This is a genomic window from Sagittula marina, assembly GCF_014196795.1.
Classification (GTDB): Bacteria; Pseudomonadota; Alphaproteobacteria; order Rhodobacterales; family Rhodobacteraceae; genus Sagittula; species Sagittula marina.
Genome location: NZ_JACIEJ010000016.1, coordinates 44,464 through 60,444, shown reverse-complemented (window position 1 = coordinate 60,444; position 15,981 = coordinate 44,464). Strand labels below are relative to the sequence as shown.

Below are 15,981 nucleotides of genomic sequence, written 5' to 3'. Positions count from 1 at the left end.
AGAATGCGGTTCTCGCGCCGAAGCCGATCATTCTCTTGAGCGAGGCCAAAATCCTCTTTTGACACCACATCCGTGTCTCGGTGCGCCGTGATCCACTTGTTCAGCGTCGACATGCCGACACCCAGATCATCAGCCACCCTGCTCACGCGTTAGCCCGCTGGTCAGTGCTATCCGCACCGCATCCTTGCGAAACTCGTCCGTCCGTTTCAGTCCCATAGTTCATCTCATTTGTTGCAGTAAATGCTAACAAAGGAGCGGCATCAAACCGTGACATGTCCAGCCACATGACCTCGACATTGCGCCCGGCGTCTTTCTCGAGACGTCTGCTGGACGCGACCCGGTTCGTTTAACCATAGATGAAGAGCTTCAGGAGCACGGCCGGATGATAGCCGGGTCGCCCTGTCTGTGCGGGCGCAAAACGGTTGAAATCAGCAGCGGCGACGTCGAGCGCGTCGACGAAAGCATCGATCACCCGAACTGGATGGTCGTCGCAGATCCAGTCCTGCAAACGATCCGGGAACAGGGTCGTCTGCTCCCGGTCCACTCCCTCGATATAGCCCGACATCACCAGCCTCCACTTGGTGAAGGCACTATAGCTGAACCTCGAGTTTTCACACAGCCCCGGCCCGAAGCGATGTAAGGCCAGGGTCGACGAAGGGCTTGTCCACGCCGCGCCGCCGCATGTCTGCTTCGAGCCCACACCAGTCGATCTTGCCTTGTACTTCGAAAGGCGAAGTCGGGCCTGGTGACCGAGCGGCTCCGGGCCCGTAGTGTGTCGTCCGTCGCGTGCCGTCAGCCGTCGGTGGAGCAGGTGACGGCTTCCCAGTCATCGATTTCCTGGAGCATCGCATGAAGCCGCTTGCGCACCAGGCCGAGTGCGTCGCTACCGAGCAGGAGCTGCGGCGGGGGAGTGTCCGACATCACGAGGCCGAGAACAGCTTCGGCCAGCTTATCGGGGTCGCCGAGCTGAGCGCCGTGCTTTTCCTGCCGCGCTTGGCGGATCGGGTCGAAGAGGCTGTCGTAATCGCTGATGGAGCGTTCGCTCCGAACCATGGATCGACCTGCCCAGTCGGTGCGGAAGGAGCCGGGGCAGAGTGCCGTTACATGCACCCCGAATGGCGCCATCTCGCTGCGCATGACCTCGGAGATGCCCTGCAACGCGAACTTGCTACCACAGTAATAGGCAATCCCGGGCATTGTAATCAGACCGCCCATCGAAGTGACGTTAAGGATGAAACCGGCTCGGCGCTGGCGAAACCGGGGTAGAAAGGCCTTGGCCACCGCAACCGCTCCGAAGACGTTGACGTCGAACTGGCGCTGCAACTCGGACAGGGGGGATTCCTCCAGCACGCCCTCGTGCCCATAACCGGCATTGTTCACGAGGACATCGACCGGGCCGAAGTCTGCCTCCGTCCGGCTGACCACCGCGTCGATGCGATCAAAATCGGTGACGTCGCAAAGAACCGGATGAACGTCGGGAAGGCGTTCGAGGAGCGAGGCCCGCGCTGCATCGGAGCGGACCGTGCCGATCACTTTGTGGCCAGCTTTCAAAGCCGCGCTGGCGATTGCATATCCGAACCCCGAATTGGCGCCGGTAATGAAGAAAGTCTTGCCTGACATGAGGAGGTCCTCGCTTGCGTGTTTCGATGCATTGACAGATTGTCTCGATCGAACCCGCCGTACACGGCTGATCCTCTCTCATCTTTGTCCGATCCTATGAACTGCAACGATCTCGTCTCCCAAGCGGCAGCCCTCGCGCCCCGCGCGGGGTATACCCGCACAACATTGACCGGCCTTCGCATCCTGCGCTCGGAAGCCGTGCTCGAGGATGTGCCGGTCCTCTACCGGCCCGGCGCGGTCTTCGTGCTGCAGGGTGCCAAGCAGGGCTTTCTGGGCGGGACGGTCTATCTCTACGATGCGGATCACTATCTCGCCGTCTCGGTTCCCGTGCCGTTCCGTATGGCCTCGCAGGCCGATCCCGAACGGCCGCTGCTGGCGCTCTACCTCGAGTTCGACCTGCAGCTGGCCGCCGAGATCGCCGTTGCTCTGGACGCCGTGGGAGGGACGGCGTCAGCGCAGGCCCGGAGCCTCGTCTCCAGCCCGATGGACCCGCGGATACACGCGCTTCTGGGCCGGACACTTGCCGCGCTCGCGGATCCTCAGGAAGCGGCGATCCTGGGCCATGGGCTGCTTCGGGAGTTGCATTACCGCGTGCTCGTCGGGCCGCAGGGCGGTGCCCTTCGCGCCGCCCTGCGGCAACGGGGCCCCGCGGGACGAATTCTCGAAAGCTTGGGGCGGATTCGGCAGAGCTTCACCACGAGACTCTCGGTGCCCGATCTGGCCACCGCGGCCGGGATGAGCGTTCCGTCCTATCATGCCCACTTCAAGCAGCTGACGGGCACCTCGCCGGTCCGGTATATCAAGGCAATGCGCCTGCACGAGGCAAGACTGATGATTGCGCGCAACCACGGCTCCGTTGCCAGTGTCGCGGCGAAGGTCGGCTACCAGAGTGCCTCCCAGTTCAGTCGTGACTTCCGAAGACACTTCGGGCGGAGCGCGATGGAGGAGGCCCGCTGGATGACGGAGCACCTTGGCGAAGCGCCGTGATCTTCGGCGCTGCTCGGTACTCCCCCTTCCAAATAGATCGACGCGGATACCCGGGGCGAAGGCTCACTAAGCGGGGCAGGCACGTGTACGAACGGCAGCAAAGTCCGCAGTGCGACCTTCACCCAAGCGGCACGCCGAGCTGCCGCATGACCGATTTGGGCCCACTTTGATCGGTGCGGCAAAGTCCGGCAATGCCCCAGTCAGCGAGACGGCCCGAGGCTTTACCTCGGGCCTCTGGGTGCCACCAGGGCACCATTGCGGAGCGCGTGTTGGCCAAGCCAGACGCTCGCCAGAACCAGAACCATGCCGCTGCCTTGCAAGAAGCTCAGCGTTTCGCCAAGAAGGATCAGCCCGAGCAATGTCGCGGCGATGGGGCTGAGAAACCCCAGCGGAGCCAAGGCCGCAGGGCCAAGCCGGGCAATGCCGCGGAACCAGAAAAAGTAGGTGACCGCCCCGCCAATCAGGCTCAGGTAGAGGACGCCAAGCACCGCATTCAAATCGAGCGGCGGCAACGCAGGTTCCGCAAAAAGCGCCACGGGCAGCAGTAGCATACCACCGGCGGTCAGCTGCCAAGAGGTGAAGGCGAGCGCAGGGACCGGCGGCTGCCATTTCCGGGTCAACACGGTGCCGAAGGCCATGGAGATCGCGCCGCCAAGGGCCGCGAGAACCCCCATGCCATCCAGCGCGGCGCCAGGTGACAGGACCAGGAGTGCCACGCCCAGAAGGCCCGCGATCCCGGCGATCACCGCGGCCTGCGGGGTGCTCTGCCCCAGCAGCCATTTCGACAGGTACAGCACGATCAGCGGCTGAATGGCGCCAACCGTCGCGGCGACGCCGCCAGGCAGCTGATAGGCGGCGACAAACAACAGCCACCAGAAGATCGAGAAGTTGAGCGCGCCAAGTACGATGGACCGAACCAGCCACACGCCGTGCGGAAGTTGGCGGGTCAGGAGCAGCAGGAGCAGGCCTGCGGGCAAGGCGCGCAGCACTGCAACTGTCATCGGGTACCCGTCCGGCAGCAACTGGGTCGTGATGATGTAGGTGCTGCCCCAGATCATCGGCGCAAGCGCAGCCAGAAACAGGTCGAGAGAGCGGGACATGAGATGTTCCTTTTCAGTATCTTGACGTCGAGATAATTTCATTAAATCTTGACGTCAAGATACTCTCTCGGTAGAAGGCCGACATGGATGCAGTGGACCAGATACTTGAACAATGGCGGCAGACGCGGCCGGACCTGGATGTCAGCGCCATGGGCCCGATCGGACGGCTCTCACGCGTGTTTCATCACCATGCCCGCCAGATGAACGAGACCTTCGCCCGGCATGGCCTGAACGCCGCCGGGTTCGATGTGCTGGCGACGCTGCGTCGTGCCGGCCCCCCCTATGCTTTGTCACCGGGGGAGTTGATGGCCTCGATGATGATCACCTCCGGCACGATGACCAACCGCATCGACCAACTGATCAAACAGGGCATGGTCACACGGGCAAAGGATCCGGGGGATGCCCGCCGCGCGGTGGTGAAGCTGACCAAGACGGGGTTCGATCTCATCGACCAGGCTGTCGCCGCGCATGTGGAGACACAGAACACCCTGCTGGCCGCGCTGTCCGATCCGGAGATCGCCGGGCTGGACAAGGGTTTGCGAAAGCTGATGGCGGCGGCAGAGCAGGATGGCGGACTTTGACGCCCTCGCGGAGAACGTCTGCCCAAGTCTGCTGAGCAGACCTAGGCATCGCTGGCCATGCTGCACAATGTCGCGAATGACCTTGTCGAGAAAGCTGCACCTTGGCGATACCTGACCCGGCAGATGTCCGGGAAGGGTCGAGGCTGTGTAGAAACACAGATCTCGTGAAATCGCGAAGGACGTTTTCCCCACAAGAACGCTCGCGGCCGACCAGATCGGAACATAACCTCTCAAGTCCGCCTTCTGGCGAACATTATTCCGAGGCAGGCCGTATCCGTTCGAGTTCTCATACAGCCTGGGCAGAGTGTGTCGTGCGTGCAGAGAACACTGACGGCCTGCCTACGGCGATCGTCGAGAATCCGACGATGAGCCCGGTTACAAAGGCCGTCAGGCAAGGCGTGGGTCCGCCGCCCGAAAGAACAGATCTTGCGGCACAGCCGATCATTGGCATTCTGGAGAAACGTCTAGCCCGCTGCCTCCTGACTGTGTCAGTGACCTGAGTGGTATCAGGGCGCTCGCCTCGCCGGCAGGCACAACGCCAAAAACAACGGATTTGGAATTATTCTTCTGAATTCTCAAATTTTTACCCTGTTGATAAATCGAGGAGTCCTTCACCTCGGACCCTCATCACGAATTTATTCGTGCACCGGGGGTTAAGGCCGCGTGATCCGCAAATTTTGAACACCGCAGCTGGCTTTCAAACCATCCTCGTCGGCCACGCTCAACCGCACCTTCATGCTAGCCAAAATTGCGCGCGGCCTTGCTGAACAGTACCTCAATTCTTGTTCTCAGGCCCTTGGCGGAACCCAAGAACAAGACGATCCCGCGCCTGCGATTGGTTCGATCATCGCGATCATCAACGCGGCGATCCTGTTGCCGAACATTCAGTCGGACCAGAACCCGGCTATTTTCCACGCCCTCGCGCTGCAGCTCTGCGCAGCCGGCTAACCCGCACCCGGCCAGGTGCATCCTCCACCAGAGGCTCTCGGACCAGGCTCGGGTTCGGGGGCCAACGGTGTCGAGGTCGCCTGCCCCCCGAAATTCTAGAATATTCTAGTTCATGTTGACAGATGGCGGATCCAAAGCCTGATCGAGGTGATATCGACGAAGCCGAGGAAGCTCTCTGCGGTCTTATCGTAACGAGGGACAACTCGGCGGGCGTTCTTCAGCTTGTTCAAGCACCGTTCAACCAGGTTGCGTAGCCGGTAGAGGGAGCGGTTGACGCCGACGCGCATCTTGCGTGATTTCCGCATCGGGATGACCGGCAGAACGTCACGCCTGTCCATGGATTTGCGAATGCTGTCAGCGTCATAGCCTCGGTCGGCCAGCAGGACGCTTGGCGTGGGCAGGTTATCGGCCATGACCATATCAAAACCGAGATAGTCTGAGGTCTGTCCCGCGGTGATCTCCGTCCTCATGGGCAGCCCGGCTGCATTGACGAGGAGGTGGATCCTGGTCGTGAAGCCACCGCGTGAGCGGCCAAGACCCTGTCGCGGAGTCCCCTTTTGCGCCCGCTGCCTCCCTCTCGGGACATTGCTCGCGCAATGCCCTGCCGGGCAGTGGATGATGGGCGCGAACCACGGTGCTGTCGATCATTTGCAGGGCGTGCGGCACCGCCCCGCTTTCGTTCAGGGCGTCCATGATCTGCTCCCACAGGCCTGCCAACGTCCAACGCCGGAATTGCCGACAGACGCTGGACCACTTGCCGAACTCTGCCGGCAGGTCTCGCCACGGCGCTCCGGTGCGGGCAATCCAGAAAATCCCATCTAGAACAAGGCGGTGGTTGGTAGGTTTGCGTCCGTTCGGGGCGCGGACTGCCAGGATGAAATGCTCAAAGAACGCCCATTCCTCGTCCGACATCAAGTCTCGTGCCAAGCGGGTCTCCATCGCAGATACCAGCTTGCATCACGATCAGCGCGTCCTGTGAATCCCTTTTGTCAACACAGCCCAAGTTGCGAAACGCTTTTTCTGCGTTCCCGCCGCGCCGGCTGCCTACCCGCTCTGTGACCCGGCCGAACGTAAACGATCCATCGCGAACCCCACGGTAAAGCCGTGGAGCATAGTCGACAACAGCACGACGATCGCAACGATAGACCACAGCTCGGCCTGCTGCTCGATCTCTCCCTGAGAGGCGGCGTAGGCGAGGTAGTATATGGATCCGATGCCACGAATGCCGTAGACTGCGACGATCATCCTCTCACCTCTCCTCAAGCCGGTTCCCGACAAGCTGATCCAGCCTGCGAGCGGTCGGATCACCATAATCAACCCCAAAGCGATGGCGAGATGAGTCCAGTTCAGGTTGGTCAAAAGCACGGGCAGGACGCTTCCGAAAGCAACCAGGAGAAGCGCCGTCAGCCCATGCTCGATTGCCTCGGAGAAATCGTGAAGCCGGCGATGAAAGTCGTGTTCCTTCTCGATCCGCCGCAGGTTGAAGCCCATGACGGCGACAGCGATGAAACCGTATCCTTCGACAAGCTCGCTCGAACCGTAGCACAGGAAGACTCCCGCTAAGGCAATCACGCCGGAGCCCGTTTCAGCGAGAGTGGCATTGCGGGGAATCTTGAACAAGACGAGGCCCAACATTCGCCCACCAGCCCAGCCGACCACGCCACCGACCAAGATCTTGTAGAAGACATCTATGCCGACCCACTCAAGCGCCCAGGAGGTCGGTGTCATCCCTTCGGCAGCCACGAACAAAGCGAGGTAGACAAAGGGGAAGGCAAGCCCATCGTTCAGGCCCGCTTCTGTCGTCAGGGCGAAGCGTACCGGACGCTCGCCTCCCTTATGCGGTGGGCCAACCTGAACGTCCGATGCCAGCACCGGGTCGGTGGGGGCCAGAATCGCGCCGAGCAGGACCGAACTTGCAAGAGAAAGGCCCACAAGACCTGCCCCGAGGATCGCAACCGCGATGATCGTAAGGGGCATCGCGATGATCAGCAGTCTCGTGGCAGGCTGCCAGCGCCGCCACGAGCCGATTTCGTCTATGCGCATCCCTGCACCGAAAAGCGCGACGATCACCGCCATCTCGCTGAGATGCTCCCATATCTTTGGCGAACTGACAGGATCGGGCAGTGGTGACACCTCGGGAAGCAGAAAAGCGGTGCCGCCACTGAAGACGAGTATCAGAGGCGCAGCGACAGGCTCCTTACGGGACACCAGCCGAGGCAGCCAGTAGGACAGGATGATGACCATGCCCACGAAGGCGAGCTGCAGGTGGTAGGTCTCGATTGCGAAAAACGCTGACAGTTCGTCGAAAATCATCACGCTCAGGATCGCCACTTCGGGGCATTACTGTAAGGGGTGCTCATCGTCTAAAGGCCCTCTGCTGGAATTTGGATGCCAAATTCAAACAGATGAGGCGCTTGCGGGTTCCGCTGTGGCGCGACAAAGAGAGAAAACTCAGTCGAAGTCTGCCATTGCGCTGCCGGATCACGCTGCACGACGCCTTAAATGACTGGTTCGCGGAGCTGCGCCGCAGCGGTCGCTTGAATAGCGAATGTCGGGTTAGGGGCGGAAGCTGGCCAACCTGCATTGGTAGTGCAAGAGAGCCTTATTGCACAGATGCCCACGCAACAGTCGTGTCTGTGCTCTCCCGCTCTGGTCGAGATGGGCACCCCGCACGTTGCTGCGGAAACGCAGCTTGCCGCAACCGTCTCGACACAGGTCAAAGCACGAGAAACGTCAACATAATCGGGATCGACAGGACTGCGGCCATGGTCTGAAAAGTGACGATGCCAGCCATAAATTGCCCGTCTCCCCTCATCTGCTGAGTCAGCACGTAGGCAGTCGGGGCAGTTGGAACGGCGCAGAAGACGGCCATAATGATGGCTTCGGTTCCTTCCAGGTCGAACAGATGCCCTACGGCAAGGCCGAGTAGGGGCATCAGCACCAGACGGGCAACGCTTGTGGTAATCAGAGGTAGGGCATTGATACGAAGCGACGCGGGCCGAAGCGCTGCTCCAATGCAGAGCAGACCGAGTGGAAGGCTACCTTGGCCCAGCAGCGTCACCAATCGGTCCAGACCGAAGGGGAGGCCGACGCCCGTGATCGCGAGCGCCAAACCTGCGAGGCAGGCGAGTATTAATGGGTTTGTCAGGACCACACGCATCAGGGCTCGAGGCGCTTTCGCGGCGCCTGCGTCGCTGAGAGCGAGAATGGAGAGCAGGTTCACAAGTGGCACAGCGAGGGCGAGGTAGAACGCTGCCGTTTCCAAGCCGTCTGGCCCTGAAAGCGTCGCGATGAGTGACAATGCGAGGTAGGTGTTGAAACGGATCACCCCTTGGACAACCGGCCCATAGCGTTGCGACGGCATTGGCCGGATCCGCCGGAACAGAGCGAGCGCGGTCGCTGCGATCACGATCGTAGACACTGCCGCTCCCCCCAACCGAAGTACCTCCGGGTCACGCAAAGGCGCGTCTGCGAGGCTGGAGATAAGCAATGCGGGGAACAGGACGAAGTAGTTCAGCCGCTCTGCCGCGGGCCAGAACTCGATAGATGGAAAGCGACAGTGCGCGAGGCCGAAGCCAAGCCAGATCAAGGCGAATATTGGCCAGATTGATGTCAGCATCTCCGCGTCGTCCGTATTCTGAATAGCCTGTTGGCTGTCTGCTTTTCATCTACTCTACCGTTGCTGTCCAGCAGGCAGGTCGGCGTTCCGGGGGATTGAAGCACCCCAGCGTCGCGGACGGAAATGAGGTTTCGCATCATTTTCGATTTGTCTGCTTCATACCGCTGACGGCAGGCGAACCCGAACCGGAAGGTCCCCGTTGCGCCGCCGCACGACCGCACCGGGTCCAAGCTTCACCTTGGCTTTCCAATCTCTCGTCGCATAGAGATATTCCTCTTGCCAAAGTAGGGACTTTTGCTTTTGTTGCACACCGATGCGGCGGGGATTGAAAATGGCTTCTTACAAGGCTCTGGAGATTGTGCAGGACGGGCTGGATCACCACGCCGGCGCAACAATGTCCGGCGACATCGATACCATGATGGCATACAGTGACATCCCGTGCGCCATCGAGACTCTGTCGGGCAGAGTGATTGCCGCGAACACGTCCGAAATGAGAGCGATATGCGAAGCCTTGGTTTGTTCCATCAATGCCAAGAAGCTTAGCCACATGGTCCGCCGCTGTTTTGAAGCGGAATTCAAAGATGACGATACCATCTGGGCCACATATGAAACTCGCTTTCTCCGAAACGGCGTCGAATTGGCAGAGGACACCTACACGTCCTTTATTATCTTGAAAAAGCGAATTGATGGCTGGCGTTTCAGCGGTATCCAGCTGCTGGTCTCTGAAGGAGATCCCGTAAGCGCGACCCTGAAGAGCCGGTTCGGTTGAAGCTCGGAAAGCCATGATTTCATTGTTCTCGTGACGTCTGGAAAGACTTTAGTCGACACTGGAAGATAATCTTCGTTGCAGACAAAAAAATTGATGTCTGATCCCACGGCGTGGCAAGAAAGGAGTGATGGTTATTCCCGCTCTGTCGCCCGTCTCCTTACGAAACTGCCGCACGATGGACGAATGGCCGGTCTCGTGAAGCTGCGTCGCGGCGTAGCCGAACCCAGCCAAGGTCGGCTAATGGGATGTGCCGGCTGCTTCCCCCAGCAGGTTAGGCTGTGCCTATGTCTGCAAGTTGGAGAAGTAGCATGGAGAAGAAGACCCTCGATCAGCTGATTGTCCATCGGGATCGACATCGGCATCGATACGTTCCATCTCGTCGGGTTTGACCGGTATGGCCAGCTTGTGTTGCGCAAACAGATCAAGCGGTTGGCCCTCGTCGCGACATTCGAGAAGTTGCCGCGATGCATCGTCGGGATGGAAGCCTGCCTGAGCGCCCATTTTGTCAGTTGGACGCTTCGCAAGATGGGCTTTGAACCGCGCATCATCCCTGCGATCTACGTGAAACCGTTCATCAAGGGGCAAAAGAACGATTGCAATGACGCCGAAGCCATCGCAGTGGCGGCGGTCCGTCCGAACCTGCCGATCGTGCCTGCGAAGAGCCAGGACCAGCTCGACCTGCATGCGGGCGATCCTGATCGGCCTCTATGGGGACTGGCTCTGGCTGGATGGCCGGATTGATGCGGTCTCGGGAGAGATCGAACAGATCAGTCGCACCGAGGAGAACTGCGTCAACGTCATGACCATCCCCGGCATCGGACCGATGATCTCGACGGCCATGGTTGCAGCAATCGGCACAGGGGAGGCATTCAGGCGTGGGCGGGATTTCGACGCATGGGTCGGCCTGGTTCCCAGGCCATACAGCACCGGCGGACAAACGGTGCTCGGCCGCATTTCTAAAAGCGGCAGCCGATACCTGAGGATGCTCTTCGTCCAGGCCGCAAAGGTCATCCTGATGCGGGCCAATCGATGGCCGGATTTCAGCTTTGGTGATTGGCTGATCCGGGAATTGGAAAGAATGAACAGGAACAAACTGGCCGTCGCACTGGCCAACAACCCTATCGGGACATGCCTGCGGCATGCCCTGCCGGGCAGTGGATGGCACGCATGGCCTGGAGCATTCTGAGACACAGACCCGCGTTTGACGCACCACGAGACGAGGTCGCCGCTGGCATCTGAGGCGGCGCGCCCAAAGGAGTTCGCGACAGATCGAAAGCATGGAACGGAACAATTACGCCCCCAGAATCTGACGGCCCATTCGGTCCTTGTGGACCTTTCCGCCAATTAGATCACGGCGCGTGCGGAACCCCAAGAAGGCCACGACCCGCGTGTCGATCAACAGGCCGGATACGTATGAGCGACTTCCGAAATCGTGCAAGAAATCATTTGCGAACAGCGTCCGGTACATACATCTGGGCCGCCCGCGACAGGCGCGCGCGTGCAGCGACTGCGAAACTTCCTACGACCAGCGCGGTTAGTTGGCCTCGAAGCGGACATGCAGCGACGCAGTGGGTCGTGCGCCTGGCAGGCAGCGGCGGCCGTCGCTCCCGCCCCAGATCGGACATTCATTCAAATCGAAGCGAACGGCTGCTCCAAGCCCAAAACGACCGACACCGCCAAGACGGTAGATATCCGCTCTTCTCGTGCTGCGGTCTGGGTCAACGGCGGCGTGGTGGCCGGGGCCCTGTAACGGGTCCCGGCAGCTCTGGCGTCAGCTCTGCACGAAGCTGAGCAGGTCCGGGTTCACCAGTTCAGGGTGCGTGGCAAAGAAGCCATGCGACAGCCCCTTGTAAACCTTCAGCGTCCCGTTCGGCAGAAGTTCGACCGCTTTCTCGGCCGAGTTTGCGATCGGGACGACCTGATCGTCATCGCCATGCATCACCAGGGTCGGCACGTTCATCGCCCTGAGGTCCTCGGTCTGGTCGGTTTCGGAGAACACCGCGATACACTGGTAGTGGGCAGACGCGCTGCCCATCATGCCCTGACGCCACCAGTTGTTGATCAACCCCTGGCTAACGTCGGCACCGTCACGATTGAAGCCGTAGAACGGACCTGACGGAACATCGAGGTAAAACTGCGCGCGGTTTGCGGCCAGTGCGGCCCGGAACCCGTCGAACACCTCAAGCGGCACACCGTCCGGGTTGGCGTCGGTCTGCAGCATCAGGGGCGGGATGGCCCCCAGCAGCGCGGCCTTGGCGACACGGCCGGGCTCGGCCTTGGCCACGTAGGCCGCGACTTCACCGCCGCCTGTCGAATGACCGATATGGATCGCGTTTTGCAGATCAAGCGCCGCAGCAAGATCGACAACGTCGTTTGAATAGGTCGCCATGTCATGGCCAAGGTCGGTCTGGTCCGACCGTCCATGCCCGCGCCGGTCATGGGCGATCACCCGGTAGCCGTGGGCGAGGAAGAACAACATCTGGTTGTCCCAGTCATCGCCGCTGAGCGGCCAGCCGTGGTGAAAGACGATAGGCTGCGCATCGCGCGGTCCCCAGTCCTTGTAGAAGATCCTGGTGCCGTCGCGTGTTTCGATGGTCGACATGATGATGTCTCCTTCTTGCTGAGTAAGGGTCTGTGCCGCAAGCGCGGCGGGCATCGTCGAGAGCAGCGCAGTGGCTGCACCCATCTGCAAAACGGCGCGTCTGGTGGGGTCGTATTGGGTCATGGTCATTGGCTCCGCACTGCTTGTTCGACGAGGCCAATGTTGCAATTCGGAGAGCTTTCCACGATTGTCACAAATGACAAAGAAGGGTTCGAAAGTGACAAGCGCAAAGAAAGATTGGGTCTGCGAGATCGGTTTGCTGATTTACCCCGACTGCCAAATGTCCGCGATCTACGGGCTGACCGATCTGTTCCGGATTGCGGGTGAATGGGCAGACGGTGACAACGCGCGACAGGTCCGGGTTTCGCATTGGCGAGCCGAGGAAGACGGCGAGCTCATCTGCGTCTGGGACAGCCATCCAAACAAGCTCCATCGCTTGGGGTACGTGATCACACCGCCCAGCGTCGTCATGCCCGAAAAGATGCAGTCCATGCCAAAAGAGGCCGCGTGGCTTCGCGCGCAACACAAAGATGGCAGTCGCGTATGTTCGATCTGTGCTGGTGCCTTCGTTCTGGCTGAAAGCGGATTGCTCAAAGGCAGGCGTGTCACAACGCATTGGGCGTTCGCCAAACACCTTGCCGAAAGCTACCAGGAGATCGAGGTTGCCGACCGTAATCTGGTGCTGGACGATGGTGACGTCATATCAGCGGGCGGCATCCTTGCCTGGACCGATCTCGGCCTGACCCTTGTAGAACGTCTCTTTGGACGCAGTACAATGCTGTCGACGGCCCGATTTCTGGTCATCCAGCCGCCGCGGGCCACGCAGCTTCCCTTTACTGAATTTATTCCGAATTTCGATCATGGGGACCAGGCAATTTTGCGGGTTCAGCACCATATCCATGCCGATCTGACGGCATCACTGAACCTCGACGATCTCTCTGATCTTGCACATCTCGGGAAACGGACCTTCATGCGCCGTTTTGCCAAAGCGACCTCGCTCACCCCCACCGAGTACATCCAACAGGCCCGAGTTGCCAAAGCCCGAGGTATTCTGGAGCTGACCAACCGTCCCGTGGATCAGGTGGCGTGGGAGGTCGGATACAAGGACCCCTCTGCCTTTAGTAAGATCTTCCAGCGTATCTCTGGAATTTCAGCCTCAGAGTATCGGCACCAGTTTGGTGTCTAGCCAAGGCTGTCGAAACCTTCAGCCAAGGCAAAAGCAGACCTTGTATCTCAAGTGGCCCCGTCGCTCTAGGTGGTCGCCATGACCCTAGAACCTTGAGCCAAATCGCGCCTTCGCGGCATCGGTCTCCGGCATGTAAAGGCTGACGAGGTTCCCCTCCGGATCACGCAGTTGGAACGTCCGATTTCCCCAGGGCAGTCGTTTTGGGGCATGGACCAGATCCAGCGTCTTCAGGCGCGCGAATTCAGCGTCAATATCCTCCACCTGAAGTTCGATGATCGACGTCCGGTTTGCCCCGGCTTCGGCACTGCCTTCCTGAAAGAGCGCCACGGTCTCTTCCGACCCGATGGCCAGCGATGCGCCCGTCGTCACGATCTCCGCGAAAACGGGTGCCAGCCATTCGGCCTGCGTGCCGGTGACGGTTTCATAGAAGGCCACAAGAGCCCGGACATCCCGCGCAATGAGGCGGACAGAAGCAAGTTTCATTTTATATTCCTTTTTCGCCGGCGCTTGACCGGCCACGAGCGCTTGTAGAAGGCTACTGCTGACAGCATTGTGGCAACAGGAAACAGGATGCGCAGCACAGACCGTCTTTTCCAGATCATCCAGATCCTGCGACGCACGCCACGCGCCGTAACCGCCGCCGCCATCGCGGAGGAACTCGAAGTGTCGCGCAGGACAGTCTACCGCGATATTGCCGACCTCATCGGTCGCCGGGTCCCGATCCATGGAACGGCGGGATTCGGCTACACGCTCGACGATGATTACGAGATGCGCCCGCTGGCCTTGTCACCCGACGAGACCGAAGCCCTTGCCTTGGGCGCACAATGGGTGAGCCGTCACCCCGATCAGGCGCTGGCCCGTCTTGCCCTGGACGCCTTGTCGAAGATCCGGCTGTCACTGCCCGAGCCCAGCCGCACCGTGTTGGAGCAGCCCGCTTTGGGCGTGAAGTCGATTGCAACCGCCCCGGGCGCGATGCTCGATACCTCTTCCCTGAGGGAGGCCATACGTCGTTGGCGCGTGGTGACATTCAGCTATCGGGCGCTCGACGGGTCAATCAGCCAGCGCCAAGTCTGGCCGATCCTGCTCGGCTACGAAGATACCCGTTGCCTGTTGATTGCCTGGTGCGAGAAAAGGAGCGCCCTCCGCCATTTCCGCTTGGAGCGCATGTCCCACATCGAGGTACTCGAACGAAGGCCGGCCAAACGGCGGGCGGATATGATGCGCCACTGGCATGAGCAACGTGAAAGCGAAATGGAGGCCGGGAACCGCAACGTGTAGCGCCCTGATGGGCACGTCGGCTATACCAACTGGCTTGATCGAGCGATAACTACAGGCAGGATGCGGTCAATAACTGTGATCACGCACGCGGCGGTAAGTTTCCACGATGCGGACCTTTTGTTGAGGCGCAACGAAGGTCCGGTTTCCGCCCATCTGTACGGGCTCCCTCGATTGGGTGTTCGCTGAGGTCGCGTCCGCTTGGGCCGAGGCTCAAGAACGTGATCATGGCGACATCCTCCGCAACTGCGCGACACGCTGACCTAATGAATTGAAGAGCCATCTGGCATATCTGCACAGCATGGTCTTGCGGGAATGTCGGCGAGCAGGGCCGAAACGGGAGACTATGGACAAACAACGGTTAGACCGTTGCGCCGCCGGCTGTATAAGCGCGACATGGATACCGGACGCCTCCCCCCGCTGCGCAGCCTCGTTGCCTTTCAGACGGTAGCCCGCTGCGGCAGCTTCACCCGCGCCGCGCAGCTGCTGGCTCTGACCCAGAGCGGGGTCAGCCGTCAGATTGGCCAGCTCGAAGATTACGTCGGCGCAGCGCTTTTCGAACGGCAGCCCTCCGGCGTGATCCTGACCCCGATCGGGGAGGAATACGCCAAGGAGGTTGGACGTGCCCTTGACGCCCTGCAATCGCTGGAGGTCGACCAGTTCACCCGCCAGGGAATGGACCGGGTGACCATCGCCTGTTCCCGCGCAGTGGCCGACCTGTGGATGATGCCGCGCTTCCACGCCCTGCGCGCGGCCTTTCCCGATCTTGAGCTCAAGCTGGTGGTCAACGACTTCTTCGAGCAGCTGCGCCACGATGAATACGACCTGGCCATCTACTATCGCTTCGTGAGGCCGACCGATCACCAGGCGATTTCGCTCGCTCCGGAAGAGATGTTTCCCGTCATGGCCCCGGGAGGCGTGCCGCTGGCCGAGCAATCGGCGCCGCTGCTTCTGACGGTGGAAGAAACCCACAAGGAATGGACCGACTGGGGCAACTGGCTGGCCTCCGCCGGGCTGCGCCTGCCCGAGGGCGCGATGCGCTGGAAACTGGGCGATTACCACCTGTCTATCGCCTCGGCTCGGCAGGGGATCGGCGTCGCCATGGGCTGGAGCCTGTTCATCGCCGACGACCTTGAAAATGGCACCCTCGTGCCCGCCGACTCCCGCAGCTTTCACGGCCACGGCCAGTACTACCTGATGCGACCCACCACGCGTCATCAACGCCGCATGGCCCGTCAGGTGGCCGACTGGCTGGAGGCCAGCAACCCGCGATGGCCCGCTGGCTGAGCTGGCC

General features: G+C 60.6%; 14 protein-coding genes and 3 pseudogenes. 8 read left to right on the top strand and 9 right to left on the bottom strand.

The window, feature by feature from the left end:
* The 3 genes and pseudogenes from GGQ68_RS21915 to GGQ68_RS21905 all read right to left on the bottom strand — a co-directional run.
* Positions 1-216 (bottom strand): annotated as a pseudogene (locus GGQ68_RS21915) (transposase); the annotation flags it as partial.
* Between the two features lie 61 nt (positions 217-277).
* Positions 278-565, bottom strand: a pseudogene (locus GGQ68_RS21910) (transposase); the annotation flags it as partial.
* Positions 566-792: 227 nt separating this feature from the next.
* Positions 793-1,620, bottom strand: coding sequence for an oxidoreductase (locus GGQ68_RS21905; RefSeq protein ID WP_183969782.1), 828 nt, complete (start codon positions 1,618-1,620; stop codon positions 793-795).
* A gap of 96 nt (positions 1,621-1,716) precedes the next feature.
* Here GGQ68_RS21905 and GGQ68_RS21900 point away from each other — a divergent pair, with 96 nt between their 5' ends.
* Positions 1,717-2,607 carry an AraC family transcriptional regulator gene (locus tag GGQ68_RS21900; RefSeq protein WP_183969780.1) on the top strand — a complete coding sequence of 297 codons (891 nt, stop codon included), beginning with the start codon at positions 1,717-1,719 and terminating at the stop codon, positions 2,605-2,607.
* A gap of 221 nt (positions 2,608-2,828) precedes the next feature.
* Here the strand turns inward: GGQ68_RS21900 and GGQ68_RS21895 are convergent, their stop codons facing one another.
* Positions 2,829-3,707, bottom strand: coding sequence for an EamA family transporter (locus tag GGQ68_RS21895; protein ID WP_183969778.1), 879 nt, complete (start codon positions 3,705-3,707; stop codon positions 2,829-2,831).
* Positions 3,708-3,790: 83 nt separating this feature from the next.
* On the opposite strand from GGQ68_RS21895, the gene GGQ68_RS21890 reads away from it, so the two are divergent.
* Positions 3,791-4,288: a MarR family winged helix-turn-helix transcriptional regulator gene (locus tag GGQ68_RS21890; RefSeq protein WP_183969776.1), complete on the top strand. Its 498-nt coding sequence runs from the start codon at positions 3,791-3,793 to the stop codon at positions 4,286-4,288.
* Between the two features lie 735 nt (positions 4,289-5,023).
* Positions 5,024-5,236 carry a hypothetical protein gene (locus GGQ68_RS21885; RefSeq protein WP_183969774.1) on the top strand — a complete coding sequence of 71 codons (213 nt, stop codon included), beginning with the start codon at positions 5,024-5,026 and terminating at the stop codon, positions 5,234-5,236.
* 110 nt (positions 5,237-5,346) lie between these two features.
* On the opposite strand, the gene GGQ68_RS21880 is transcribed toward GGQ68_RS21885, so the two are convergent.
* From GGQ68_RS21880 to GGQ68_RS21870, 3 genes are all read right to left on the bottom strand, one after another.
* Positions 5,347-6,175 (bottom strand): IS5 family transposase gene (locus GGQ68_RS21880; protein WP_183969772.1). Its coding sequence is split into 2 segments (ribosomal slippage): positions 5,347-5,791 and positions 5,790-6,175, totalling 831 coding nucleotides; the frame shifts between segments, so codons are not numbered across the junction.
* Between the two features lie 105 nt (positions 6,176-6,280).
* A complete protein-coding gene (locus tag GGQ68_RS21875; RefSeq protein ID WP_183969796.1) occupies positions 6,281-7,549 on the bottom strand; it encodes a cation:proton antiporter in 1,269 nt (422 codons plus the stop codon).
* A gap of 403 nt (positions 7,550-7,952) precedes the next feature.
* On the bottom strand, positions 7,953-8,855 hold the full coding sequence (locus tag GGQ68_RS21870) for an AEC family transporter (protein ID WP_183969770.1): 903 nt from the start codon (positions 8,853-8,855) through the stop codon (positions 7,953-7,955).
* Between the two features lie 331 nt (positions 8,856-9,186).
* On the opposite strand from GGQ68_RS21870, the gene GGQ68_RS21865 reads away from it, so the two are divergent.
* On the top strand, positions 9,187-9,624 hold the full coding sequence (locus GGQ68_RS21865) for a hypothetical protein (RefSeq protein WP_183969768.1): 438 nt from the start codon (positions 9,187-9,189) through the stop codon (positions 9,622-9,624).
* A gap of 336 nt (positions 9,625-9,960) precedes the next feature.
* Positions 9,961-10,863 (top strand): annotated as a pseudogene (locus tag GGQ68_RS21860) (transposase).
* Between the two features lie 532 nt (positions 10,864-11,395).
* Here GGQ68_RS21860 and GGQ68_RS21855 read toward each other — a convergent pair.
* The gene (locus GGQ68_RS21855; protein ID WP_246429501.1) at positions 11,396-12,349 is read right to left on the bottom strand and encodes an alpha/beta fold hydrolase; all 954 of its coding nucleotides are present in this window, start codon (positions 12,347-12,349) and stop codon (positions 11,396-11,398) included.
* A 94-nt stretch (positions 12,350-12,443) separates the two neighbouring features.
* Between GGQ68_RS21855 and GGQ68_RS21850 the strand changes: the two genes are divergently transcribed.
* Positions 12,444-13,412 (top strand): GlxA family transcriptional regulator, encoded by a 969-nt coding sequence (locus tag GGQ68_RS21850; RefSeq protein ID WP_221235685.1) that lies wholly within the window; start codon positions 12,444-12,446, stop codon positions 13,410-13,412.
* 84 nt (positions 13,413-13,496) lie between these two features.
* Here the strand turns inward: GGQ68_RS21850 and GGQ68_RS21845 are convergent, their stop codons facing one another.
* Positions 13,497-13,895, bottom strand: coding sequence for a VOC family protein (locus tag GGQ68_RS21845; RefSeq protein WP_183969764.1), 399 nt, complete (start codon positions 13,893-13,895; stop codon positions 13,497-13,499).
* An 87-nt stretch (positions 13,896-13,982) separates the two neighbouring features.
* Here GGQ68_RS21845 and GGQ68_RS21840 point away from each other — a divergent pair, with 87 nt between their 5' ends.
* On the top strand, positions 13,983-14,690 hold the full coding sequence (locus tag GGQ68_RS21840; protein WP_183969762.1) for a helix-turn-helix transcriptional regulator: 708 nt from the start codon (positions 13,983-13,985) through the stop codon (positions 14,688-14,690).
* A 393-nt stretch (positions 14,691-15,083) separates the two neighbouring features.
* Positions 15,084-15,974 (top strand): LysR family transcriptional regulator, encoded by an 891-nt coding sequence (locus GGQ68_RS21835; RefSeq protein WP_183969760.1) that lies wholly within the window; start codon positions 15,084-15,086, stop codon positions 15,972-15,974.
* Positions 15,975-15,981: the final 7 nt, after the last annotated feature.

Bases quoted from the DNA above. Each gene is read 5' to 3' on its own strand.
- GGQ68_RS21905 (WP_183969782.1), bottom strand. From the start codon at position 1,620: ATGTCAGGCAAGACTTTCTTCATTACCGGCGCCAATTCGGGGTTCGGA.
- GGQ68_RS21900 (WP_183969780.1), top strand. From the start codon at position 1,717: ATGAACTGCAACGATCTCGTCTCCCAAGCGGCAGCCCTCGCGCCCCGC.
- GGQ68_RS21895 (WP_183969778.1), bottom strand. From the start codon at position 3,707: ATGTCCCGCTCTCTCGACCTGTTTCTGGCTGCGCTTGCGCCGATGATC.
- GGQ68_RS21890 (WP_183969776.1), top strand. From the start codon at position 3,791: ATGGATGCAGTGGACCAGATACTTGAACAATGGCGGCAGACGCGGCCG.
- GGQ68_RS21885 (WP_183969774.1), top strand. From the start codon at position 5,024: ATGCTAGCCAAAATTGCGCGCGGCCTTGCTGAACAGTACCTCAATTCT.
- GGQ68_RS21875 (WP_183969796.1), bottom strand. From the start codon at position 7,549: ATGATTTTCGACGAACTGTCAGCGTTTTTCGCAATCGAGACCTACCAC.
- GGQ68_RS21870 (WP_183969770.1), bottom strand. From the start codon at position 8,855: ATGCTGACATCAATCTGGCCAATATTCGCCTTGATCTGGCTTGGCTTC.
- GGQ68_RS21865 (WP_183969768.1), top strand. From the start codon at position 9,187: ATGGCTTCTTACAAGGCTCTGGAGATTGTGCAGGACGGGCTGGATCAC.
- GGQ68_RS21855 (WP_246429501.1), bottom strand. From the start codon at position 12,349: ATGACCCAATACGACCCCACCAGACGCGCCGTTTTGCAGATGGGTGCA.
- GGQ68_RS21845 (WP_183969764.1), bottom strand. From the start codon at position 13,895: ATGAAACTTGCTTCTGTCCGCCTCATTGCGCGGGATGTCCGGGCTCTT.
- GGQ68_RS21840 (WP_183969762.1), top strand. From the start codon at position 13,983: ATGCGCAGCACAGACCGTCTTTTCCAGATCATCCAGATCCTGCGACGC.
- GGQ68_RS21835 (WP_183969760.1), top strand. From the start codon at position 15,084: ATGGATACCGGACGCCTCCCCCCGCTGCGCAGCCTCGTTGCCTTTCAG.